This window comes from Alphaproteobacteria bacterium (genome assembly GCA_016722515.1).
GTDB lineage: Bacteria > Pseudomonadota > Alphaproteobacteria > Rickettsiales > JADKJE01 > JADKJE01.
Map to the genome: position 1 here is coordinate 242,109 of JADKJE010000001.1, position 24,985 is coordinate 267,093.

Here is a 24,985-nt window from a genome sequence, read left to right on the forward strand (position 1 = left end):
GAGTACCCCTTTCTTATACCGGACATAATCGCCCCGCTTCCTGATCTTCTACCATATAACCATAATCAAATAACCAGAGCAATTGCTTTAATGCCACCCCACGTGTGGATGTCAGATTGGGGTCCTGTTCGAGGGTGTAGCGGGCATCATCCCGTGCCGAAAGCAATAATTTATAATGGACGTTAAAATCGGCAAAGACCAGATCAGGCAAACCACTTTGTTTCGTACCTAAAATTTCACCAGCTCCACGCAAGCGCAAATCTTCTTCAGCGATACGAAAACCATCTTCGGTTTGACGCATAATTTCCAGGCGTGCCTGCGAAATCTGCGACAATGGCTCATGATAAAGCAAAATACACGACGATGCGTCCTTACCGCGCCCTACCCTACCACGTAATTGATGGAGCTGGGCTAAACCAAAACGTTCCGCATGCTCAATCACCATCACGGTTGCTTCAGGAACATCTACACCCACTTCCACTACGGTGGTAGAAACAAGGCAATCAATCTCGCCTTCTTTGAATTTTTTCATAACGCTATCACGTTCCTGCGCTTTCATTTTACCATGCACTAAACCAACGCGTTGGCCATAACATTGTTCAAGCGTTTGAAACCGCTCTACCGCAGCCGACAAATCAACCAGCTCACTTTCATCTACCAGCGGGCATATCCAGTAGACCCGTTGTTTTTTCTCAAAAACGCGTCTTAATCCCAATGCCACTTCACCGATGCGCCCCAAGGGAATCAAGCTGGTTTTAATAGGCTGACGCCCAGCTGGCTTTCCGTGTAGGCTCGAAATTTCCATATCACCATAAGCCGTCATTGCCAATGTTCGAGGAATGGGAGTTGCCGTCATCAGTAGCACATCCACTTTATCGCCTTTATCTGCAAGCGCCATACGCTGCTTAACACCAAAACGATGCTGCTCATCAATAACAACCATCCCTAAATCAGCAAAATTCACCTGTTCTTGGAATAACGCATGGGTTCCTACCAGCAGTTGGATTTCATTTTTTTCAAGCCTTGCTAAAATAGCGCGACGTTCTTTTGTTTTGGTCGAACCGGTAAGTAACGCTACCTCAACGCCAAGGGCACTAACCAAGGCGGTAATGCTAGCTGCATGTTGTTTAGCTAGAATTTCTGTGGGTACCATCAAGGCAGCCTGTTTGCCGGCTTCAATTGCTCCTAGCATACTTAAGAGTGCCACCACCGTTTTACCGCTGCCTACATCGCCTTGTAGCAAACGCATCATCCGCGTGCTGGAGATTTGGTCTTCTTTAATTTCACGCAATACCTGTTGCTGGCCTGACGTTAATTCAAAACCAAATCGACTCAGTGCTTGCTCTACGAGTTGCCCTTTTCCTTGCATAGGCTGGCCAACTGGCAGCCTTTTAAAACGACGGCTAATGGCCAGTGCTAATTGAAAGGATAATAATTCATCATAGGCTAATCGTTCACGCAGGGGTGATTTTAAATCCAGATCTTTAGGCGACGTTGGATTATGCAGTCGCACTAATGCTTCATTCCATGATGGCCAATGATTTGCTTTACAGATAATTGGATCAATCCATTCAGGTAATGGCGGAACGTGTGGAAGGATATATTTCAAAGCACCCAACACATGCTTATTGGATAAACCCGAGGTAAGAGGATAAATGGGTTCAATGCGACACACCGAATCTAGGCCGGTTTCCGGAACCATACATTCTGGATGCGGCATATTTAAACCACCATGGAATCGCTCCACTTTGCCACTGACCACATAACGTTTGCCTTTCTGTAATTGTTTTTGGATATATTGAAGGTGATAATGGAAAAACACTAAGGTCAATACTCCCGTTTCATTGGAACAATGCACTTTATAGGGTATTTTCCTGGCTCCCTTGACTGGGGCCTGGTGTGCATCAATCATAACAATGGTGGTAATATAGTCGCCATCTTGTGCCTGATGTAGGGCTGGCATGTGTCGTCTATCGATTACATCAACTGGGACGTGGCATAACAAATCCCATACCGTATGCCCTACCAACCGCTGCAAATGCGACGATAGTTTGGGGCCAACACCCTTGATCGAGGATAATGGTTGGGACAAATAATCAAGGCCTGGATGTAACATGGTGATGTGAATTGAGGATAGATAGAAACAACCAACGCTTAACGAACGCGCTTGACGATATTACCACCTTCCCCGGCAAATTCCAGTGCTTGATCAGCACATTGATTTAACAGTACTTCAGATACAAATTCTGAGGTAACTTCTTTATACGCAATACTGACCTGAATTGGCATTGATTTCTGACTATCTACAGCATAAGGCTGTGCTGTAATGCCGCGATGGATACGTCCCAATGCACTTGCTGCATCATCAATGGTACAATCAAAAAGAATGGCGCCCAAACGCCCGTCACCCAAATAAGCAACCATGTCTTCATCACGGCAGCGTTTGCGAAATTCTTCTGCTACGTGTGCCACGACAGCTTCTGCACCATTCTTGCCACGATTTTTCTGGATGAACATAAAATCTTCCAGTAGCATCACGCCCATCACCGCCCGCACTCCTTTTTTACTCAAAAAGGAACGAACCAGATCAATCGTCCTTAAATAAACTTCACGGTTAGGCAACCCCAATTCATCTTCTTTCATTTCTCCGCGCTTACGGCGTTGATAAATATCCTGATACAGTTGATGCATCGCCGTTTGCACGATCGCATCACGCATCAATAATTCAAATCCCATATGGCGTGCATCGCTCAAAATATAAAATACCGACAACGTCACCGGAGCGATTTCGCCATCTTTCTTTTTAACTTTAAACCGATTATAACGCCTAAGCAACCGCGCCACATCATTACCACCCATGGTATAATCAATTTCTTCGGTAAATTCCTGACGAATTTCTTCTGTCAAAATAACCTGTATCAATTTACCGTTTAATTCTTCAGCAGAATAACCAAGCAATTTTTCTGCGGCTTCGTTTAAACCTGTGATAATGACACGTTGATTGTTATTATCCTGCTCAACGCTTATCACACAATCGTCACGACGACTTGCAGACATCATCTTAGGTGAAGCTATGTTTTGCTCTTGGTCCATACCTTGTCTTCGCATCCACTCATTGGCTAATTTATTAAGAATGATATTAAATCCTAAATAAACTCTTAATAGGCCAAAAATAATTTACGAAAATAGATATTCAACACGGTATCCAGTTCAGCGAGTGATATGTTAATCCCTAATTTAGAAAAAGAAGTCACACCAAATTCACGAATACCGCAGGGAACGATCCCCCGGTAATGGGTAAGATCGGGATTTACATTAATAGAAATACCATGAAACGTGACCCATCGCCTGACCTTAACACCAATGGCTGCAATTTTGTCTTCCTGGCCACGAGCAGAGATAACCCACACACCAACCCGGCCTTTGCGTCGTTCGCCCCTTATCCCAAAATGCGCCAACGTCTGGATAATCCATTCTTCCAGCAGATAGACAAAGTCACGGATATCAGGGTGTTTAGGGGCATATTGCCTTTTTAAATCAAGCATAACATAACCGACACGCTGCCCAGGGCCATGATAGGTATATTGCCCACCCCGCCCTACCTGAAAAACAGGAATATCGGTGGCGTGAAGAAGGTCTTCCCCCTTAGCACTCGTACCGGCCGTATAGACAGGAGAATGCTCAACAAGCCATATCTTTTCTTGCTTCTGACCTTCCACAATCGCTCCAACCCTTGCTTCCATTTCGGCAAGCGCCACTGCATATGGAACCAGGCCTGAAGCAGCTTCCCATTCGATTGTTCTGTCATTAATAGCAGAATTGATAATGTTTTGACTTGCGCATTTCATGTTTATGGGTATCATACGTGCTTCTACCAGAGAGCGGCCATTATAATGGTTTGTTGCGGTTTTAGCAACTAAAGCTCGTCTATGCGGACATGGCGGAATTGGTATACGCGCAACGTTGAGGTCGTTGTTCCCAAAAGGAGTGGAGGTTCAAGTCCTCTTGTCCGCACCATCTGCTCTCGCTAATGTTGGCAAAGCCAACATTTAGCTACAGCAGGACTCCGTTTCCCTAAAACATAAGCTCTTGATTATATTCGATGCTCATCTAAAAATCGAGGAGGGCGCCCCAAACTCCATCATTCTCCCCTTTTTTAAGCAGTATGAACCGAAGGCGAGTACGGCTTAAAAAGGTGGAAACCCAGCACAAAACCTATTGCGCGACCAGCGCAATTATCCATTCCTTATTCCATATTCCTTCTAAGAACAACTAAAATGATAATGCTTAAACATAAGCAGCCCTTGAATTGCATTAATTAACATGATACAACAAAACAATGAAAGACGTCTACATTTTACAAAAGCATCTAACCTAAAATGTTTCTATGTCAGGTGTACCGGCGATTTCAAACGTCGTTTTTTTAGAACATCATTCAGGCTAATGAGGCCATATAAATAAATGTAAACCATTGACAGGTCGACTCCCCTTGCTCACATTTTTTACCTCCATCCTAAACCACTTCTTTCCCCCACGCTGCTTTGCCTGCCACACCTTCGTCCACACCCAAGGCATGCTTTGCACCGATTGCACCCAAACCATCAACTGGATTAGGCCTCCCTACTGCCATCGCTGCGGCCATCCGTTTGACAATGGCGATGACCAAACCACACAAACATGCCTCGCCTGCCTCACCCTGCCTCCCGAATTTCGTTATGCCAGGTCTTGCTTCTTATATGACGATGCCAGTAAATTTATGATTATCCGTTTTAAATATCTCGATAATACCCAACCTACCCGTTTTTATGCACAATGGTTGAAAGAAGCCTGCCAGGATATGATGACAGATATTGACATGATCCTCCCAGTGCCCATGTACTGGACACGTTATCTCAAACGCACCTATAACCAGGCCTATCTTCTTGCCCATTCACTGGCTAAACAAACTGGCATTCCACTGGCCGCTGGCATATTAATCCGGCGCAAATCCACACGTTATCAAGCCAAACTAACCCGTAAACAGCGACAACAAAACGTCAAACACGCATTCGCCATAAAACCAAAAAAACGTAACCAGATTGAAGGTAAACATATTTTGTTGGTTGATGATGTGCTTTCAACCGGAGCCACCCTGGAATCATGCTGTCATAAATTATTGGCCGCTGGAGCCGCATCGGTAGATGTGGTTACGCTTGCAAGGAGAATAAAAAAATAAACAACGCATTCCCTTCTTTATTCTCCGTCTATCCATTCTTTTTATAATCCGCCAATAACTGCTCCAGCCCTTCCGGTAAGGTCACATGTACATCCCTCTGCGGGTAAGGAATCGCCACCCCATGCTCTTTAAATAATTCCAATATCCGTATATAAATATCGCTTTTCAGATTACTAATGCCTTCAATCGGGTCGCTGATCCATACGCGTATTTCGTACATAATGGCATTATCGCCTAAGTTGAGCACGACAATGCTCGGCTCTGGAGCCTTAAGAATTCTAGGCATATTTTCAAATGATTGAGCCAATAATCTAAGCACCAGATGGACATCAGCCTCATACGAGGCAGAAACAGGAATGATGACCCTTACATTATTATCGCTGTAGGACCAGTTTTCTACTTTTTCGGTAATCAGAAGCTCATTCGGCACCAAATGCTCTTTGCCATCCTGCGTTACGATCGATACATACCGTGCACCAATATTATCAACCCAACCAAAGCGGTCACCGATGGAAATAATATCACCTGGCTTTACCGATTTATCCATCAGGAGGATAATCCCGCACACCAGGTTGGAAACCACTTTCTGTAATCCAAAACCAATACCCACACCCAATGCACCACCCACAAACGCAAAGGTTGTTAAATCGATACCGATTGTTTTTAAAACCACGATCAAGATTGTCACATAGAGAATAAAGCGGCTTATTTTTTGATAAATAATCTTTTGTGTAGGTGTAAGCGACGTAGAACGGTTGATACGAAAATCCATCTTTTCGATCACAAACGTCACGCTCCAATATAAACAGCTAAATGCTATAAACCCTTTGACCAATCCCAACATCGATAAGGTCACACGGCCCACTTCAAATTTGGCTTGATCCATAATCTCCATCACAGGATCAAGCCACCCTATAATATGCAAGGCAGCAATCACCCACACAGCAATAGCAACCGCAAATGACCAGCTAGGGCTACGAATAAATGTAGAAATAATCCGAATAGCCGTCCATGCCGACACTAAAATAGCCACCGTTTCCATCACATTATGCGGTAACATTAAGTGAATAAAAACTAAAACAGCTATCCATGAAAACAGCACGGTATATAGCTGGAAAAAAAACTGTTTAATACCAAAATGCTTTCGAATCCACGAACGCTTGCGGTCAAAGTTCCAGTGCCTACGTACCGCGAGTGCCGTCCCCTGCGCTAGCAAAAATGACAGCAATATCGCAAAGGCAAGGACGAGCCCTTCCATCGCCATATTTTCATTCCAGAACCGATTATATAAAAATTGAACGGCCTGATTAGCCAAATCTGGAATAGATTGATTCAGTAGAGGTGCTTTTTCTTGTGTCATGGTGTGTTCTCTTTATGCCCCTCATTCCCATTATACCCATTTTATTCTGTTGTTACTTAAGCTCTTTTTTAGCAATTTTTCCGATAAGCGTTTTAGGCAGGCTTTCCCTAAAAACAATGTCTTTTGGCATTTCAAATTTAGCAACCTTATCCTTTAAATAGTCCTTTATGCCCTCTTCTGTCAATGTCTGTCCTTCTTTGAGGGCAACAAATAGTTTAACCGCCTGGCCACGATACTCATCGTCAATGCCAATCACAGCAGCTTCTTTAATAGAAGGGTGTTGATACATGATCTCTTCGATAGCGCGGGGATAAATATTATAACCACCCGAAATAATCATTTCTTTCAAGCGGTCCTTAATGGTGATGTAGCCATCGTGATCTATCATTGCAATATCACCCGTACGCAGGATATTATCCCATAGGACCAGCTTGGTTTCATCATCATGTCGCCAATAGCCTTTCATCACCTGCGGACCTCTCACGCACAATTCACCTACGCCTCCTACCGGTAAAAAAGTTCCACGATTTTCCATATCCTCAATTAACACTTCGGTTTGCACAAACGGCATACCGATAGTTCCCGATTTTCCTTCAGAATAGAGTGGGTTACACGATACCAAAGGCGATGCTTCCGTCAATCCATATCCCTCTACCAAGACGCAACCGGTTAGAGCTTCAAATGCCTGTTTGACTTCCAGAGGAAGTGGAGCGCCTCCTGATATACATAATTCCAGTGAGGTAAAATCATATTTTCTAACATCCCGCACATGGTTGAGTGCCACAAACATTGATGGCACACCTGGCATGAGGGTCGGACGTTTCTTCACAATATCCTTCACCAGCATCCGTAAATCAAAACGCGGGTGTGCTACAATGGTCACCGCATTTAAGATACTCAAATTCATAACCGCCGTATTCGCAAAAGCATGGAAAAACGGCAATACTCCCATCATGATATCTTTGCCACGCCGATCACGCCCCAACCAGCAGGCACATTGATACGCATTAGCAAATAAATTTCGATGCGTCAGCATTGCCGCTTTGGGAATCCCAGTAGTCCCTCCGGTAAATTGCAAAACCGCAATATCGTCACTATCATTAATCTCCACCGGTCGAAAATGCCTGGATGATGTCAGGATACTATTAAGTTTTATGATTTTTTCACTGACATGGAGTGTCGCCACCTCATGTTTTTTTACGATAGGAAAAAGAATATTCTTAGGAAATGGCAGCATCGATTGCATCGTGCCTACCAGCAATTTTTCTAATGTTGTTTTCTGAAGAACCGCATAAGCTTTACTATATAACACATTGATATTTATTGTTATTAGAAACTTAGCTTCGGCATCATTAATTTCGTTGGCAATAAAATTTTCTGCATAAAGTGGGTTACAGTTAACTACCACTCCACCGGCTTTCAACACGGCATAATAGGCTATAATATAAAGTGGGCAATTAGGGAGTAATAAGGCTACTCTTTCGCCTTTCTTTAATCCAATGCCCTGAAGACCGGCACTCATCGCAGTAACTTGCTCGCCGATGTGCTTATACGACATTTGTTTTCCTAAGAAATCAATGCACGTACGGTGAGGAAAATCGTTAACCGAATCATCCAATGCTTGCGGCAGTGTTTTATGTGGAATATCCTGATCCCAGCTGATGTAAGAAGGATAATGCGATAGCCACGGATGTTGTTCCATCTTTTCCTCTGTAAACGATCCCTCCTAGAGTTACCTTAAAAAGGTTAAGATTCAACGTAAAAAATAACTTCCTTTAGCCAAACGTTCTAAGGTAGAATAAAATCATGTCGAAAAAATTAGCGTTAATTTTGGGATTTGCCATTACCGTTGTCGCCATTCTATGGTTGACATTTTTCAGCCGCATGACCTTTTCGGCCGATAGGTACGAAAATTTAGCCCATCACGATACCTGGCTCAATACCTCACGAAAACTAACCAAAGACGACCTTAAAAATCGTATCATTCTCCTGGATTTTTGGACCTATTGCTGCATTAACTGCATGCATGTTATTCCCGACCTTAGCTATTTAGAAAAAGCCTTTGGTTCGCAGATTACCGTGATCGGCGTACACTCCGCGAAATTTAAAAACGAATTCGATACCGCCAATATCCGTAATGCTATTGTACGCTATGGCATTGAGCACCCGGTTATCAATGATTTTGACTTTTCTACCTGGAATGCTTTTAATATTAAATCCTGGCCTACCTTGGTTTTAATTAACCCACGTGGTTCAATTGAAGCCGTCTATAACGGCGAAGGTCATCGTGCCACAATTGAAGCCGATATCCGAAGGCTTCTGGCAACATCATCGGCAAACCTCACCACCACCCCTCTGCCTCTTAAACTGGAAAAAAATAAAATTCTGCCAACCGTTCTCTCATTCCCGGGCAAAATTTATCCTTCTCCTCAGGGACTGTTTGTAGCGGATACCGGCCACCATCGCATCCTTAATATTTCAACCAAGGGAACCATTCTTACCACCATCGGCAACGGTATGGAAGGGTTTCAAGATGGCGAATTTAGCCAAGCACAATTTAAACGTCCGCAGGGCATTTTATTTTCAGACAATAAACTTTATATAGCCGATACCGGGAACCACGCATTAAGGCTTGCTGATCTTAAAACATCTAAAGTCACAACGTTGGCCGGGACAGGCGAAGTAGGCCATGTCCGCTCAGGCAAGCATATTCCTGCCCGCATTATGTTACTTTCGTCGCCGTGGGATCTGACCTTCTTTCCCGACAATAAACACATCGTGATCGCTATGGCGGGTACACATCAATTATGGAGTTATGCCATCGACTCTCATACCTTCAGCCTTATCGCAGGAGACGGCAAAGAAGATTTGGATGATGGGAGCCTGCCCTACAATTCGCTGGCTCAACCCAGCGGCTTGTCGGCTCAAGGCGATACTCTGTGGTTTGTGGATTCAGAAAGCAGTTCCCTTCGTTCTCTTAAGGGTAACGATGTTGAAACCTCAATCGGTAAAGGCCTCTTTAACTTTGGTTACCAAGAAGGCAACCGTTCAAAAGCCTTATTGCAGCATCCAATCGGCCTTTTAGCAACCCCCCATTACATCTATATAGCCGATACCTATAATCACGCAATCGAACGCTATGACCCACAGACCAAAACCCTCCATCACTTTATTGGCAGTGGTGAAGCGGGCAATTTCGATGGCAATATTCACGATGCTCTCTTTAATGAACCAAGCGACATAAAGCAAATTGGCAACCGGCTCTATATAGCCGATACCAATAATAATGCGATTCGAACCGTTGATCTTCGCTCCTTCCACGTCGCCACACTGCCGATTTCCCCCTCCGTATTACCACCCAGCCAGCAACGCTTCCCCTTCAGCACGATCTTTCCTAATCTGCAGCATATTCCAGTACCAACGATACCAGCCAATCAACCAATCACCATCACCCTAGGCCTTAAATCCGACTGGAAAATTAACGAGCAAGCTCCCAATTTTATCGCCCTGTATCATCATAGAAAACTGGTGGAAGGCTTTGAATATAAAGATCTTAAAAATTTAACCCTCCATTTAAATCCTCTAAAATCTGATGAAGAATACCAGCTCCAGGCGACCCTTTATTACTGCGAAAACAAAGCCACTTCGCAATGTATGATTAAAAGCTTTAATACACCACTTAGCATCAAAGAAGGCCATAAACCTTCCATTGCTTTTATGTTAAATCACTAAAGTATTTCCGATTTAGTCGTACGTAAAACGGAAGGGACTTTACTACTGGCAAAATCCCTTCCTATTTCTCATAAGACAGTCGTTATAAGTTCATGTTTTTTCCGCTACTGCCCATTTGGAATTTACCTAAATCCCGTTTACCCCTAGCACCAGAAGCCCATGTGGCTATCGGCTCCGGCTCGTGCTTCACTTCTTCTATCACAGCAATGTTGCTTGGCTGAGTAATATCACATTCTTTTTTCACAAAGACCTGCTGGCGGAATTCTGCTAGCTTCGTTTGAGCGGCGCTTTCCAAACGTGCGTTTGTGCTATCAATTAGGTGTTTATCCAAAGTAAGCGTTACCTTTAAAGCAGGCTCAAAGCACGTTTGGTGATTTTGCTGCATTTCACGCTTACTTTCTGATGGAAAGAAATCATTAATATCAGCTGCGAATTTATCAGATAAATATTTTTCACCTGCCACAATAATAGTCATGATCTTAGGATCATTAAAGTAATCATCAGCTGTTATATTCGCTTGAGTGTCTTTTAAAGCATTAGAACGTTCAGACATGGCCTCCAATAATACTTCTGTAAGCGCTTCCTTATAAGCACAAACATAAGCACACCGGGAAGGGTATGACGGGTGAGCGCTTTTTATACCATAAATTGTTCGACTTAAGGTACGTAAACTGCTTTCTCCTACGGAATTATAGGAATGCAAACTAGAGCTAATCGGCGAAAAACGAATTAATTTTGTAATAAAATCGGCCAGCGGTTGGAATTGCGGATCTAAGCAGGCAACTTCGTCACTGCCGCGAATGCTATTAAAGACTGGTTTGCCAACGCAATCTGTATTCCACGTTTGGTCTTGTCCGATTTGAGCCTCTATTCCAAAATACTTGGCAAACAATTGTGCATTGTTTTTAATATTTTTCTTGTACTCATCCTCAATTAAAATCATTCCACTGAGTGCCTTAACTGGCATAGCCATGATGGTTACTAATTGAGGTATCTCCTTACGTGGTTCATTATGAAAGCTTCCTTGAATCCTATCACCCAACATCGATTGGCTTACGAGTCCTATCAGGTCTTTGACTTCTGGCTGCTTAACAGCAATGTCATTGAATCCTGTATAGTTAGAATTAAAATAAGATTCTAAACCTGCATATTCCGCAGGTAAATAACCTCCTAATTTTAATCCTTCTGCAATGGCTCCCCGCAAGAAAATTCGGCTAGCTGCTAAAGGATGTATCGAGACATACTGCTCTAAATGGACCGCAATAAATTCGCTTATTGCTTCAGGGGAAGCTGAATTATTCCATTGAAGATAGGTTTTTGCAAAGCTCCGTCCTTCTTCAAATAAAAGATTTAAATTAGGCGTTAGAGCAGGATTGTTTACGGAGAAGGCGTTCTCATTCAATTTATTCCATTCTTTATAAGCTACTCCACATTTTTGTGCGTTCGGGCTGACCTCACTCCAGCTGCTCAACGTGCCTTCCGATGATAACAGACTCAAGGCAAATTTAGCTCTAGTAAAGCCTTTTTCGCCTTCCTCTGCGTTTATTGTACGTAATGCGGCATTCACTTCTCCAGAGCGTTCAGTAAAGTTTCCTTCTAACCCTCTATACAACGCAGGTAATTTTCCACCCAATTGAAGGGCTGCATAAATTGTACCACGCAGAAAAGCACGTTGATTTTCATTTAATGTATTAATCCATTCACGGTGTTTACCATGCTGCCCAATATAGGGATATGCGTCGATCTGGAGTTTAATAAAGCGATTGATCTCACTTGTGTTATCCTTGCCGGGAATGTTTTTGATAATGTAGTTCGCCATACGCTGTCCTTCAGCAAAAGCAGAATCTAAAGTCCCCGCCAAACTGTCTAGGGATTTTGTATCCAAACTTACATCCTTTCCATTTCGCGCTTCTCTATGACGTTTTAACAAAGTTTTCTCATTTTCTATCTGCTCATTGTACGTCCTTAAGAGTTCTTTCCGATCCTTATCCTTATGGTCTACTTGTTTCTTTAAACCCTTTAAATTCTCTACATTTTGCTTACAAGACAGAATGATGGTTGCATGGATATAGCGATTATATGTATCCAATGATTGAGGAACAAGGTCTAGATACCCAGAGATTTCACTGCGAAAACATGACCATTCCGCAAAATTGGGATAACGTTCTTCTGAGAGTTTAAATTGTGTGATTTCACCCATTTTCATGGCAAGCAATTGGTGAATATGAGCGCCAAGTCTCTTATTGGTATTTTCCAAGCATTGAGGAAGATTATGGCTGTGCTTTTTATATTCATCCGTTAGAAAATCATGTAATGATTCAAATAATTCTGATTTTATATTAAGTTTAGAAATTTTATTATCATCTCGAACAACATATTCTTCCTTAATGTTTTCCTTAGAATTATGATTGCGAGTTAATAATTTTTTTAATGTATTACCCACCGTGAATGCGCGTGAACGCAAAGGGTTTTCTAGGTTGTCATCATCCAAATCGACATCAAATCCATGTTGCATGATGCTTGATTCGCTCCGCATTTCCCGAGCTAATGCAAGCAAACGTGATGTTGAATATGTTTGTGTCTCTTCATCAACATAAACTTCCTTAGCAATAATTTCCTGAATCATTCGTTGAGAAAGCATATTCGCTTGGACATTGCTAAAAGGCTGCAACAAAGGTTTATATGTAAAATCGATAATGCGAGTTGCGGCAGTATTTTTCCCCCCCTCAAATATACCCCATTCCTTCTCAATGATATCATGTAATTTTCCCTGGTATGAACTCACTAATTGGTATGCAGCCTCATTGAAATTTAATGTTTCGATTGTCCGTTGAATAATTTGATTAAGCGAATGACTAGTCTCCGATAGCTCTTTCCAATCTAAAACAGGAGCTCCAAGAATATGCATATTGTTGAATACAAGCAACGATCCTCGCCCTGGGCATGAGTATCCGTCAGCCTTTTGTTCTGCTGCAAGCGATAGGTAAGCACTCGTGGCATTCTGCTTTAATTTGTCATTCCGTCCTTGACGAGATAATCTTATGGTATTCATTTTATCTGCAGCGTTAAATGCTGGGAATCGGAACTCAGCAAAAGAGTCAATGGCACGATCCATATTACCACCTGTCACGTTGCTTTGTGCCATAATAACATTGCGGTTGTACATAAGCGTTGCCGTGCGTCCTAGATCGCCTTTGGAGCCAGAGAACTTGGACGTATTTTCTAAATATGAAAACCCAAGAAACTCAACAATATAGCGAGAGAGTTGCTGCGGACGAATTTGTACGTAGTAGTGCCCCCCATCCTCAAAAAGGTCAATACCGGTAATGCCATTTTTAAATAATGTTTTAGCAAAAGCAAACGCTGTATTTTTACTTTCTTCTGGCTGATTCGGATCGATCGCAAAATCATAGAAAAGCGCATGGTGTCCGTAGCGGATTGCAAAGCTGTTTGCCTTAAAAGGTTGCTCGTCTTCCAGGGTATTTTCTTTGGAAATCTTATCAATGGTTGCCTTATGGAGTTTATAAGCTAAATAGTGGCATGGCCCACCCCGTATACTGTTAAATAAATTGCCTGGATCTGCTTTAAAATAAGCAGGAGAATTATAGCCTTTGCCCTGTTTGGTATTATAAAAATTTGTAAACTTATCATTAGGGACAACATTATATTCTTCTATACTTCCATTTTTTAGAATATCATTAATATTATAATACATTTTTCCATCCACTTTTGTTTGAATTGAAGCATATTATAACATTATAAATAATTTATATCAAATCATTTACTGTATAAATCAAAAAAGATACCAAATATGACTGTTTTTTACTTTGATTTATTTTTTACACAGTTATTATTCACACTATTAGAAGTTGGCGCTCATCGCCGCGGGGGGAGGCTAGCATTTTCCATGTCTATTGAAATAGTTAGAATAACTTATCTAATAAATAGGATGCTTATAGCCATCAAACCACACGAATCATGACTTCAAATAAGATAGAAAATAAGATTCTTTTCCTCTTGACCAACGACCCGTGTCCATATATGACAGAGTTTGGAGGGGGGCCAATATAATTTTTGATTGATCGAGCTTCACCCTTGGTTTTGAATATTGGCTGTTGCCACACACTCCATCATCTTCAGACCTTTTTAGTGTGTGAGGCGTAGGCGAGTACGGAAAAAAGGGCTGGACAACCAGGCCTTCTTCTTATGACTTCCATCTTTATTACTACAGGCATCTGTATCCGTTCACACGCAGCAAATAATGGAATTGCGCGGGGCGCGCAATCAGTGTTATGCTTGGGTATAATCGCTTATAATGTCAGAGCTTGATGCTCTTTTGCCAGCGTAACATAGTTAGAAGCCGATACAGGGATATACTCCCTCTCTTCTTCCGACAAATCGCGCAAATAATGTGCCGGGCTACCCGCCCAAATCTGGCCTGAAAAGACTTTCTTACCTGGGGTAACCAAGGTTCCGGCAGCCACCATCGCTTTTGATTCCACCTCGGCAAAATCCATAACAACAGCTCCCATACCCACAAAACTATAATCTCCAAGAATACAGGCATGTAGAACGGCTTTATGACCAACCGTCACATGTGAGCCAATGAACGTTGGCCCCTCTTCTCGAGAAACATGGATAACAGTAGAGTCCTGGATATTGGTATTTTCGCCAATACGGATGTGATGAACATCACCCCGTACGACGCAGCCATACCATATACTTGAACCCGCACCAATATGAACATCTCCAATAACAACGGCTCCAGGAGCAATGAAGGCGGTTTCATGAATAGTAGGATAGATTCCTCTAAACGGCAGAATAATGGGCTTCATGTAGGTTCCTTACTTTATACTCTATGGGTTGTGACTCTTTATAAACTCGATAAGGCTTATTGCTTATTATGGATATAATGGCGGAATAAGGAGCCCGGTGGTTTCAGGCAAGCCAAAGCAAATATTCATGTTTTGAATTGCCTGCCCGGAAGCACCTTTAACCAGGTTATCTATTACCGACACTAGGGTAATCCTGTTTTTAGTCCGCCCTTTAGCCACGGCAATCCGGCAATAATTAGATCCATACACCGCATGCGTTGACGGAAGATTATCTCCCTCCTCCACAATCACAAAGCTAGCGTTGCTGTAATATTGCTTTAAATGGTCCCGTAAGCTTTGCGCCGTTTGCCCAGGCACTGCCTCGACGTGGATTGTGGATAGAATACCCCGTGTCATGGGTGCAATCTGTGGGGTAAAATCAATCTCAATAGGCTCACCAGCAGCACGTGATAAAGCCTGTTCAATTTCAGGGATATGCCGATGGTTGCCTATTTTATAGGGTTTCATCGATTCATTCACTTCACAAAAGAGGCTTGACTGGGTAGCACTCCTGCCAGCTCCGCTAATACCAGATTTTGAATCAATAATAATAGGGGTCGTTTGAATAAGCTTTGACTCTAATAACGGATAAAGCGGTAAAATAGCAGAAGTAGGGTAGCAACCAGGATTAGCAATAAGCCGTGTATTACGGATAAGGTGTTTATTAATTTCAACCAGGCCATACACAGCTTTTGCCTGTAATTGAGGTGCGCGATGCGGGTGGTCATACCACGTCGCATACGCATCAAGGTCATGCAGCCTGAAATCGGCAGAGAGGTCAATGACTGTAATATGTTCAGGAATGGCGGCTACCACTTCCTGGGTGGTTCCATGAGGCAAACAACAAAACGCCACATCCACGTTACTAAAGTCTACCTCCTTAAGGGTGACAATGGTGGGCAGACCCCGGTCGCTCAAATGGGGATAAATACTGTCAATCGTGTTCCCCGCGCTTTTATCTGCCACTAATCCCACAATTTCTGCATTGGGATGAGTCAGGAGTAAACGGATTAGCTCTGCCCCGGTATACCCGCTAGCCCCGATAACCAAACTCCGAATCCGCACATGATGATGATCCATGAAAAATCCTTTTAGACCGTATTACAGCCCATAAACACAGCCGGAAACCCCTACGACTCCCGGTCAAAATACCAAGACACGCCCTATTCTACGGCAAATTAGACCAACTCTCAATAAAATTTGGGAAACTCCCCATATTTTTCATTGACAAGTATGCGATCTATTGAGATATTAAGTGGCCTTGGATAAGAAAATTTATTGATAGATGTGGTATTATGACCAAACAAACATATTTTGCAAAAGGTTCTGAAGTTAAAAACAACTGGTACGTGGTTGACGCGGAGGATGTAGTCCTTGGTCGTCTGGCTTCGCAGGTTGCTATCATTTTGCGTGGTAAGCACAAACCTAGTTATACTCCGAACCTCCACGGTGGTGATAATGTAGTCATTATTAATGCCGGTAAAGTTAAGCTGACAGGCCGTAAGGCTGAGAGAAAAGTATATTACCGCCATACAGGCTTTGCTGGTGGTATTAAGCAAACCACCCCAGAAAAAATTCTGGCTGGTAAAGCACCTGGACGTGTGATCCGTCTGGCTATTCTCCGTATGCTTCCTAAAGAAGGGGTGATGCGCCGTAAACAATATAAAAGTTTGTATGTGTATCCAGGTTCTGAGCATCCGCATGAGGCCCAGCAGCCGCAAGTATTAAACCTTGCAGCTAAAAACACAAAAAACAAACGTCCACAACAAGCGTAAGGGTTAGGATATCATGAAAAATGCTTTTCAAAATGTTCGTCTTCAAAAGAAGCCAGAAGCAGTAGTAACTCCAGTTGCACATGAGCAGCCAGTGGTTGAAGTTACGCGCAAACCTAAAAAAGACAAGCTAGGTCGTGCGTATGCAACTGGCCGCAGAAAAGAATCTTCTGCACGCGTGTGGATTAAACTACGTGCTGGCGCAACGGCTACCTTCATCATCAATGGCAGACCCGTTGAGACGTACCTAGCTCGTAAAGTACTGCAAATGATTGTCAACCAACCATTCGCAGCCACCAAAACAGAAGGCCAATTTGATGTATTCTGCACCGTTAAAGGTGGAGGTCTTTCTGGACAAGCTGGAGCTATCCGTCACGGTATCGCTCGTGCACTCGATAATTTCGATCCTCAAGCCTATCATAAAATTCTCCGCAGCCTTGGATTCTTAACACGTGACCCACGTGCGGTTGAGCGTAAAAAAGCAGGTCTCAAGAAAGCCCGTAAGAAACCACAATTCTCTAAACGTTAATTTTTTATTTGTGGTTTACAAATTCTTAAAAACCCCTTGTTTCACAAGGGGTTTTTTTTGTTTATTCTAAGAGTTAGATTTTAGTGATATGCAATGGGGGGGCCATTTTTAGATGAGGGCTCACCCATCATTCATATAAAGAAAGAATATGAGTAGTTTGTAGGCAGACCAGCTCTCCAATGTGCCGTTATTCGTACCTTTTTCTAAGCAGGCTGGACAAAACATGCTGCATTCAGGAGAATGCAGCCATGACAACACTCCTTGTGCAGCCCTCGGGGCAAATGCCTCATCCAAATCTTAACGTATGGGCGTGGACTCCTACGGCTCACCATTCATTCCCAAACAACGATGTCGTCGCAAAAGTCTCGAGATACCCAAGGACGCTCTGCCAAGTCTTCAAAGCGAAGGACTTAACTATTGGACAAAAATAATTGAACAACAAAAACAACATAAGAATAACGATAAGAGCCAGAGCTTCATCAAAAAATAACAATAATTTCTAGATAAAACGCACAGAAATCCCGATTACGCGTCAAGCATAAAATCCATTCTTCCAACGCATGACACACATGAAAACGCACGAATCATGTTATTCCCTCCCTCCATAAAAAAAGCACCCCCAAAGCAAACGCTTGAGGGTGCCTTAAAAAATCAAAAAAATTACATACCGTCAAACAACGCCGTAGAAATATAACGCTCAGAACAGGATGCCACAATAACAACAATTGTTTTACCCTTATTCTCAGGACGCTTAGCCACTTCAATTGCAGCAGCAACCGTAGCTCCAGAAGAAATCCCCACTGGAACCCCCTCTTTCACGGCCAACAGGCGCGCTGTTTCAAAAGAGGCATCATTGCTAATTGTAATCACTTCGTCAATAATCGTACGATCCAGTACATCAGGGATAAAACCCGCCCCAATCCCTTGAATCTTATGCGGACCTGGAGCTCCACCGGATAATATTGGACTATCTTCAGGCTCAACAGCGATTATTTTAACGGAAGGTTTGAGTTTCTTTAACACTTGACCTGCACCAGTAATGGTTCCCCCCGTGCCCACACCTGCGATAAAAATATCAACTTTACCATCAGTATCATTCCAAATCTCTTGTGCCGTCGTGCTGCGATGAATAGCAGGATTGGCCATATTCTGGAATTGCTGCAAAATAATGGCTTGGGGATTAGACGCTAAAATTTCTTCTGCTTTAGCAATGGCACCACGCATCCCCTTAGATGCTTCCGTCAATACCAATTCAGCCCCTAAAAATCTCAGCATCTTACGACGCTCAACCGACATGCTTTCAGGCATCGTTAAAATAAGCTTATAGCCTTTGGCTGCACAAATAAATGCTAGTGCAATCCCGGTGTTTCCAGAAGTAGGTTCTATAATCACCGAATCCGCCTTCAATTTCCCCTCTATCTCAGCGGCCTCAACCATGGATAAAGCCAGGCGGTCCTTAATAGACGATAAGGGATTAAAAAATTCGAGTTTCATGTAAATATCTGCCACACAACCTTGTTCTTTGGCCAAGCGGTTCATTCTTACTAACGGGGTATCGCCAATGGTTTCGATAATCGAATTATAAACACGTCCCCTGCCCTTTGTGGAATGGTCTTTTTCAATTTTATCAATAGTCGCTTGCGTTGTCATAAACCCTCTTCTAACGATTGCACGCTTTAACATTCATCCTAATGATGAGCCATCAAGTCGTAGCACAAAATAGTGCTAAAAACAAGACACCTTAAATGACAAAATTTCCTTCAGATTTTAAGCCAGAGGGTCTATGTTTGCGACAGGCAACAACCAAATCATCCAGGGTATGTTGCTGCAACAATACATGAATCCGCCCATCCAACTCCGCTCCAAAAATGCCGATATACTCAGGAAGCTCAGGCTCATTTGCTACATTAGCTTCATCAGCATTCATGACAACCGTATATATATCAGAAATACAAATCTTACGTCTTTCTTTACCAAGAAAATAACCTCCTCTTGGTCCGCGGACACTTCGCAACACCTTCTCTTTGACCAGCCCCTGCAAAATAACTTCCAAGTAACGTGGCGGTAACGACAGGTATTCGGCTAGTTCTTTAGCCCCAACAGGCTTTTCTATACTTGCCAATGAAATGTAGACAAGCGCATCTAACGTAACATAAAATTTTCTAGGCAGCATGGGGCGTTACCACATTTTTGGAAAGTTGATCCACTCCAGTTGAGCCAAAACCACCTTGTCCACGGCTGCTTTCATCAAGCTCAACAACCGCATTCCAGCTAATTCGCTGGTATGCAGCGATCACCAATTGTGCAATTCTCATGCCATGGGTGATGATGAATGCTTCCTGACTTGTATTCACAAGTAATACCTTAACTTCACCTCTGTAGTCGGCATCAATTGTCCCTGGCGCATTCAGCACGGTAATGCCATTTTTATAAGCAAGACCAGATCGTGGGCGTACCTGGGCTTCAAAGCCTTCCGGTAGGGCAATAGCAATACCGGTTGGAACCAACATGCGTGCGTGGGGAGCCAATGTGATTTCTTCCGAAATAGCAGCCATTAAATCCATCCCAGCGCTGGAAACCGTTGCATAAGCAGGCAAGGGCAATCCTTCTGCATGCGGCAATATTTTTATACTAACGCTTAATTCCATACGCAATCCTTCTATAGCTATCATTTTAATGTTCTAAAAAAACTACACCAAAATGACGTAATTTTAAATATTATTTTTTGCGTTTAGCTTCTTCTTGTTCCAAAAAAATTATTTTTTCCTGATAGCTCCTTGGACTGATCGTTGGTAATTCAATGCTCGTGTAGTAGGTTACCTCCCCCTCTTTTTTCCAGCGATGAAAATAATAAGGCCCCGAATCAACCGTATTCAACGCCAAATACGCTTTATTCCAATACCAGCGATAAGAGCCATTATTTGAAACAATCCAATCCCCATAACGAAAATTCCCCACCATGTATCGAGCGGGATGCTGGGATTTCCCCTGATTAATCTCCGTTAACATTTGTATCCAATCCAACCATGATGCGTTGTAAACCTCTGGCGCAAGCCCTTTCTGTAGACGCATTATTTCATTTTTGATATCAGCATTTTTTTCGGGTTGGCTACTTACTGCTATGACTTGTTTGACAATATCGACTCGTTGCTGCAAATTAATCATTTTGGCACTATAGAGATAAGCCTCACGTTCACATATCTCTAAAAAATCAGTCCACGAATCCTGCGATTGTTTTTGTTTCCTGATGGTATCGCATAAATCACTGATTACTTTCTGGTTAGCGAGCATTTCATGGCCAATTTGCTCTTTGAGGTGGATTAACGACGTATCCAGCGCCAAAAGCTGCTTTTCGCTTTCAGTTTTTGAATCGCATCCTGCTGAGAAACCAAGCAACAGAAACGTTATAATGACTGATCTCTTGAACCTATTCATCTTAATATGCTACTTGCTAATTTAGTCGATTTCCAGTACTTCTTGAACAAACTTCAGTCACATCATTGAATAAGGGTTCCCCATGGATAAACAAGCAATCCTCAGCGAATTTGAAAATGCTCATGCCATTCTAAGAGGCCATTTTATCCTCTCATCTGGCCTGCGTAGTGATACCTATATGCAATGTGCCAGGGTATTAATGGATGCTGCAAGAGCCGACCGCTTATGCAAGGCACTGGCAGGAAAACTTAAACAGGAACTAGGAGATATCCAGCTAGATGCCGTCGTTGCCCCTGCCATGGGCGGCGTTATCGTGGGTTACGAAATGGGCCGCCAACTCGGTGTTCCTTCCATGTTTTGTGAACGGGTCGAAGGGATGTTTACTCTCCGACGTGGTTTTGAAATAGCCAAGGGTGCAAAAGTGCTCGTGGTTGAAGACGTCGTAACCACCGGTAAATCATCGATAGAAACCTTTGAATGTATCCGTGCCTATGGTGGCGAAGTTATAGCAGAAACCTGTCTGATTGACCGAACAAACGGCTCAGTAGACTTGGGAGTTCCTCTCATTTCATTGATGACGTTAGATATAAAAACCTACGACCCAGCCAATCTCCCCCCTGAACTGGCTGCCATACCAGCACTAAAGCCAGGGAGCAGAGGGCTGAAATAAATTCGGATGGGGAAAAGCACTCGTGTTCCATCTCGTTTTTCTGCCTTAGTACACACCATTGTACACGACAGCAGAAGACGAAGCTGGAACCGAACTATTTTTAATTAAAACTCATTTACGTCATCATCAATATGCTGACGTTCATATTGTTCATGGCGTTCTTGTGCTTCAATACACAACGTAGCAATCGGTCTGGCTTCTAAACGAGCGACACCAATTTTCTCACCCGTTTCCTCGCAATAGCCATATTCACCATTTTCGATGCGACCAAGCGCAGAATCAATTTTGCTTAATAATTTACGATAACGGTCACGCGTACGCAGTTCAAGCGATGTATTGAAGGATTTACCGGCGGCATCATTTTCATCAGCCTCACGCCATTCTTCTGTTTGCAATTCTTCAAGGGTTTTTTGGGATGATTTCAATAACTCTTCACGCCATTCTTCTAATTTTTGGCGGAAATATTCTAAATGTTGTGGGCACATGTATTCTTCTTTATCGGTAGGTTTATAACCTTTTGGAAGAACAACTTGATCTTTATCTTTTTCTTTAGCAGCTGATTTTGGCATATGAATTCCTCTTATGTTAATAATATAAGTATCACTTCAACTAGTTAAGCAATTCCTATAGATCCCAAACTAACTAACATTATCTCTCCATTATACCCCAGGCATAATCAAGAATCAAGTAGGCTAAACGTCAATATCAAGCCATCATTCAGTCGGTAATCTGGACTCCCTGCACTTCTAGATGCGACATATCAATGTAAGGATGAATAAATATTTCCGGTGGCAAAGTACAGGTTATCCCTCTGCCGTCTTGTGTTTTTGACAAACGAAAAACCTTATAAGCCAAAGCCAGACCACGCCATACTGGCGATATAATGGTTTCCGTATTGATAGTCTTACGAAAACGTTCCAATATCACTCCTCTGCCACCATCACGAATCGTCAAATTCAGACCAAAGCCGTTTCCTGAAACCACCGCATGGACGGGTCCCAATGGTTCCGTTGCCTCAGCAAGAGTATGGGTGATAAAATGATCTAATTTGCCTGATAATAATAGCCTATTTTTTAAAAATGAAACTCCGCACATCCCGTGCTCAATTCCATTTTCAAGCAGTTGATATATAGCCTCAACTACATCACAAGGTGATTCATAATTAAGCGCCAGTCGAGCAGCGGCCTCAGGTGCCTCTTTTAATGATACAATTTTTATATCTTTGGTCGCACGCTCAGCACCATTATGTTGAAAATACGATTCAAAATAGCGCTGCCGTAATAGCTTACGGATAGGGGATCGAAGATGGGCGGTTAAAGTCGCTTCGTTAAACGGTTTGGGGATGACATACTCCACCCCTTCATTTACTAATAAAGCAAGGTCGTTATCATTAATCTTACCGGTTTGGAACATCACAACCATATTTTTTAAATGAGGCTTCTGTTTTATAAAACGATACAGGAGCAACCCATCCATGCGCGGCATCATTCTATCCAGCAATGCTATATGAACCTGGTCTTGATGCTGCAAGTAATGCCAAGCCGTATCACCATCATCAAAAATACGAACAGAACCAAATCCTAGCTTTTTTGCTAATAAGTGGTGCGTAATATGGCGATTAGAATCATCATCATCGGCAACCACAATATTGATACTGCTAAAATCCTCATAAAGATTAGCAGACGAACAGGAAATAGACGATTTTGACAGTTGTTCGTTCATGGTACCTCCTTAATCTAGAGACGTTTTTTGGGAAACTTCAGTATCTAAAAATTTCTCAAATTTGCGAATGGTCTCAAGATCATATTCATCATGTACATGTTCAGCCAAATCGGGGTGTTCACCCTCCATTGAGTGAGCATGCTCAATCAACGACTTGTTTTCATTGGGTTGGACACGCGGCAAAATAAACACAAACGTTGCCCCTTGACCATTAACATTATTTTGAGCCCAAATTTTTCCACTATGAGCGACAATAATATGACGGCAAATAGATAATCCAAGCCCCGTACCACCAGCTTGCGAACGCGTCCTGCTGCTTTCAGCAAAACGTTCGAAAATTAAATCAAGCTCATCTTGAGGAATCCCTATGCCTTGATCGACGATAGACATGGCGATCGCAGGCAATAATGCTCCTTGATTTTGTATATCAGATTCCGTTATTTCGATTTTAATCTGTCCATCTACTGGGGTAAATTTAAGAGCATTACCTATCAAATTACTAATTACTTGTGCGATACGTGTCGCATCGATTTCAACAAGATTTCCGGCCGTTAAAGCATTCGTAATAGTAACGGAAATCCCCTTTCTAATAGAGAGGCCTTCCATTTCTTTTAATACTTGGTCAAGTGGCTCGCATATATCACATTTTCGCATTGAAAATGCCATCGTATGATTTTCTAATTTAGCTAAATCCAAGAGATTATTGATAAGCTTGGAAAGCCTTAAACTGGCATCTTGAGCTTTTCTTGCCATTTCACGCTTTTTTTCTTCCGACAACATTTCCCAATCATTGACTAAAAAATCAACAAAATTTTGTACTCCATGAATAGGTGTGCGTATTTCATGGCTCATATTGGCCATAAAGACATCCTTAACTTCCATTGCTTTAACCAGTTGTTGACGAGTACGCTCCAGTTCATCATTGCGTTTTACCAATTCACTTTTTTGCTGTTCGATTTCTGAAATACGCTTTTCAACTTTATACTCAAGGCTTTCTTTAGACTCCATCAAGGCTGCGTCACGCACTTGCACCTGCTGCAGCATATCGTTAAATGCCCTCACTAGCACACCCAGCTCATCTTCATAAAATGTATCAACCCTCAATTCATAATTGCGATCACCCATAATACGCTTTGTCGTATTAATAAGTGCATGAATCGGGTCTAATACCAAATGCCCTAACAGCCTGACAATCATAAAAGCCACACAAAACATGACCACCGCAAATAAAGCAATGCCTATTCCCAAAAATCGCAAATGCACCGTGATAAAACGGGCATCTGAAATCAAAAATAATGTTCCTACATAGGTTCCATCAGCCGTTGTGATATCGTGAAACAGATGCAGATTACCCCCTACATATAAATGACTCTCCCTTTTCACAACAGGACACCGAAATTGGGAGGCTCGAATATTCATTTCTGCGATAACATTTCCCTGTTTCGCATACAGACAGGCTGCAATTATATCGGAACGATTACGAATAACCTTAATCTCATCCAGAACCTTTTTTATTTCTTCATCACTACGATTCTGTGTTTTTTCCAAGCGAACCATGTGTGGCTCAAGATGGCGATTAATAATATCGGCAATACCATAGATCTCATTTTCAAGGTTATGCCTGGTATTCCATACGTCATAACAGACAAATCCAGCAAACGTAAACATGAGCGTAA

Annotated in this window: 21 protein-coding genes and 1 tRNA gene; 6 read left to right on the top strand and 16 right to left on the bottom strand. The window is 42.5% G+C overall.

Translation table 11 applies throughout. The annotated features are described in order from the left end of the window. Positions 1-13: 13 nt before the first annotated feature. The 3 genes from recG to lipB all read right to left on the bottom strand — a co-directional run bounded on the left by recG (position 14) and on the right by lipB (position 3,848). Complete coding sequence (gene recG / locus IPP74_01070; protein MBL0317892.1) at positions 14-2,116, bottom strand: ATP-dependent DNA helicase RecG; 2,103 nt, start codon at positions 2,114-2,116, stop codon at positions 14-16. Positions 2,117-2,154: 38 nt separating this feature from the next. Further along, positions 2,155-3,093, bottom strand: a complete 939-nt coding sequence (locus tag IPP74_01075) for a PAS domain S-box protein (GenBank protein MBL0317893.1) — start codon at positions 3,091-3,093, stop codon at positions 2,155-2,157. A gap of 65 nt (positions 3,094-3,158) precedes the next feature. Continuing rightward, the gene (lipB, locus tag IPP74_01080) at positions 3,159-3,848 is read right to left on the bottom strand and encodes a lipoyl(octanoyl) transferase LipB (protein ID MBL0317894.1); all 690 of its coding nucleotides are present in this window, start codon (positions 3,846-3,848) and stop codon (positions 3,159-3,161) included. An 83-nt stretch (positions 3,849-3,931) separates the two neighbouring features. On the opposite strand from lipB, the gene IPP74_01085 reads away from it, so the two are divergent. Beyond that, positions 3,932-4,017: transfer RNA gene (locus IPP74_01085), tRNA-Leu, on the top strand. A 496-nt stretch (positions 4,018-4,513) separates the two neighbouring features. Here IPP74_01085 and IPP74_01090 read toward each other — a convergent pair. Then, positions 4,514-4,675 carry a hypothetical protein gene (locus IPP74_01090; protein MBL0317895.1) on the bottom strand — a complete coding sequence of 54 codons (162 nt, stop codon included), beginning with the start codon at positions 4,673-4,675 and terminating at the stop codon, positions 4,514-4,516. A gap of 81 nt (positions 4,676-4,756) precedes the next feature. On the opposite strand from IPP74_01090, the gene IPP74_01095 reads away from it, so the two are divergent. Further along, the gene (locus IPP74_01095; GenBank protein ID MBL0317896.1) at positions 4,757-5,215 is read left to right on the top strand and encodes a ComF family protein; all 459 of its coding nucleotides are present in this window, start codon (positions 4,757-4,759) and stop codon (positions 5,213-5,215) included. A gap of 28 nt (positions 5,216-5,243) precedes the next feature. Here IPP74_01095 and IPP74_01100 read toward each other — a convergent pair whose 3' ends face one another. Both IPP74_01100 and IPP74_01105 read right to left on the bottom strand, forming a co-directional pair. Beyond that, positions 5,244-6,575, bottom strand: a complete 1,332-nt coding sequence (locus tag IPP74_01100) for a mechanosensitive ion channel (protein ID MBL0317897.1) — start codon at positions 6,573-6,575, stop codon at positions 5,244-5,246. 52 nt (positions 6,576-6,627) lie between these two features. Continuing rightward, entirely contained in the window at positions 6,628-8,277 is a 1,650-nt protein-coding gene (locus IPP74_01105) for a long-chain fatty acid--CoA ligase (protein MBL0317898.1), read from the bottom strand. Between the two features lie 104 nt (positions 8,278-8,381). On the opposite strand from IPP74_01105, the gene IPP74_01110 reads away from it, so the two are divergent. Further along, complete coding sequence (locus IPP74_01110) at positions 8,382-10,307, top strand: hypothetical protein (protein MBL0317899.1); 1,926 nt, start codon at positions 8,382-8,384, stop codon at positions 10,305-10,307. A gap of 82 nt (positions 10,308-10,389) precedes the next feature. Here the strand turns inward: IPP74_01110 and IPP74_01115 are convergent, their stop codons facing one another. The 3 genes from IPP74_01115 to IPP74_01125 form a co-directional block, all read right to left on the bottom strand. Next, a complete protein-coding gene (locus IPP74_01115; protein ID MBL0317900.1) occupies positions 10,390-14,022 on the bottom strand; it encodes a hypothetical protein in 3,633 nt (1,210 codons plus the stop codon). Positions 14,023-14,617: 595 nt separating this feature from the next. Continuing rightward, positions 14,618-15,142: a gamma carbonic anhydrase family protein gene (locus IPP74_01120; GenBank protein ID MBL0317901.1), complete on the bottom strand. Its 525-nt coding sequence runs from the start codon at positions 15,140-15,142 to the stop codon at positions 14,618-14,620. A gap of 66 nt (positions 15,143-15,208) precedes the next feature. After that, a complete protein-coding gene (locus IPP74_01125) occupies positions 15,209-16,261 on the bottom strand; it encodes an N-acetyl-gamma-glutamyl-phosphate reductase (GenBank protein ID MBL0317902.1) in 1,053 nt (350 codons plus the stop codon). 215 nt (positions 16,262-16,476) lie between these two features. Here IPP74_01125 and rplM point away from each other — a divergent pair, with 215 nt between their 5' ends. Both rplM and rpsI read left to right on the top strand, forming a co-directional pair. Next, positions 16,477-16,956, top strand: a complete 480-nt coding sequence (gene rplM / locus IPP74_01130) for a 50S ribosomal protein L13 (protein MBL0317903.1) — start codon at positions 16,477-16,479, stop codon at positions 16,954-16,956. Between the two features lie 13 nt (positions 16,957-16,969). Beyond that, complete coding sequence (gene rpsI / locus IPP74_01135; GenBank protein MBL0317904.1) at positions 16,970-17,482, top strand: 30S ribosomal protein S9; 513 nt, start codon at positions 16,970-16,972, stop codon at positions 17,480-17,482. A 660-nt stretch (positions 17,483-18,142) separates the two neighbouring features. Here the strand turns inward: rpsI and cysK are convergent. The 4 genes from cysK to IPP74_01155 all read right to left on the bottom strand — a co-directional run bounded on the left by cysK (position 18,143) and on the right by IPP74_01155 (position 20,917). Next, entirely contained in the window at positions 18,143-19,132 is a 990-nt protein-coding gene (gene cysK / locus IPP74_01140) for a cysteine synthase A (GenBank protein MBL0317905.1), read from the bottom strand. Positions 19,133-19,223: 91 nt separating this feature from the next. Continuing rightward, positions 19,224-19,655, bottom strand: coding sequence for an Rrf2 family transcriptional regulator (locus IPP74_01145; protein MBL0317906.1), 432 nt, complete (start codon positions 19,653-19,655; stop codon positions 19,224-19,226). Then, positions 19,645-20,130, bottom strand: a complete 486-nt coding sequence (gene dut / locus IPP74_01150) for a dUTP diphosphatase (GenBank protein ID MBL0317907.1) — start codon at positions 20,128-20,130, stop codon at positions 19,645-19,647. Before dut ends, IPP74_01145 begins: the two co-directional genes overlap by 11 nt. A gap of 70 nt (positions 20,131-20,200) precedes the next feature. Continuing rightward, positions 20,201-20,917 (bottom strand): hypothetical protein, encoded by a 717-nt coding sequence (locus IPP74_01155; GenBank protein ID MBL0317908.1) that lies wholly within the window; start codon positions 20,915-20,917, stop codon positions 20,201-20,203. Between the two features lie 82 nt (positions 20,918-20,999). Here IPP74_01155 and IPP74_01160 point away from each other — a divergent pair, with 82 nt between their 5' ends. Beyond that, positions 21,000-21,587, top strand: coding sequence for an orotate phosphoribosyltransferase (locus IPP74_01160; protein MBL0317909.1), 588 nt, complete (start codon positions 21,000-21,002; stop codon positions 21,585-21,587). A gap of 104 nt (positions 21,588-21,691) precedes the next feature. Here IPP74_01160 and dksA read toward each other — a convergent pair whose 3' ends face one another. From dksA to IPP74_01175, 3 genes are all read right to left on the bottom strand, one after another. Then, positions 21,692-22,156 carry an RNA polymerase-binding protein DksA gene (gene dksA / locus IPP74_01165; GenBank protein MBL0317910.1) on the bottom strand — a complete coding sequence of 155 codons (465 nt, stop codon included), beginning with the start codon at positions 22,154-22,156 and terminating at the stop codon, positions 21,692-21,694. Positions 22,157-22,304: 148 nt separating this feature from the next. Further along, positions 22,305-23,309 carry a response regulator gene (locus tag IPP74_01170; protein ID MBL0317911.1) on the bottom strand — a complete coding sequence of 335 codons (1,005 nt, stop codon included), beginning with the start codon at positions 23,307-23,309 and terminating at the stop codon, positions 22,305-22,307. Between the two features lie 9 nt (positions 23,310-23,318). Beyond that, positions 23,319-24,977, bottom strand: a complete 1,659-nt coding sequence (locus IPP74_01175; GenBank protein MBL0317912.1) for a HAMP domain-containing protein — start codon at positions 24,975-24,977, stop codon at positions 23,319-23,321. Positions 24,978-24,985 lie beyond the last annotated feature (8 nt).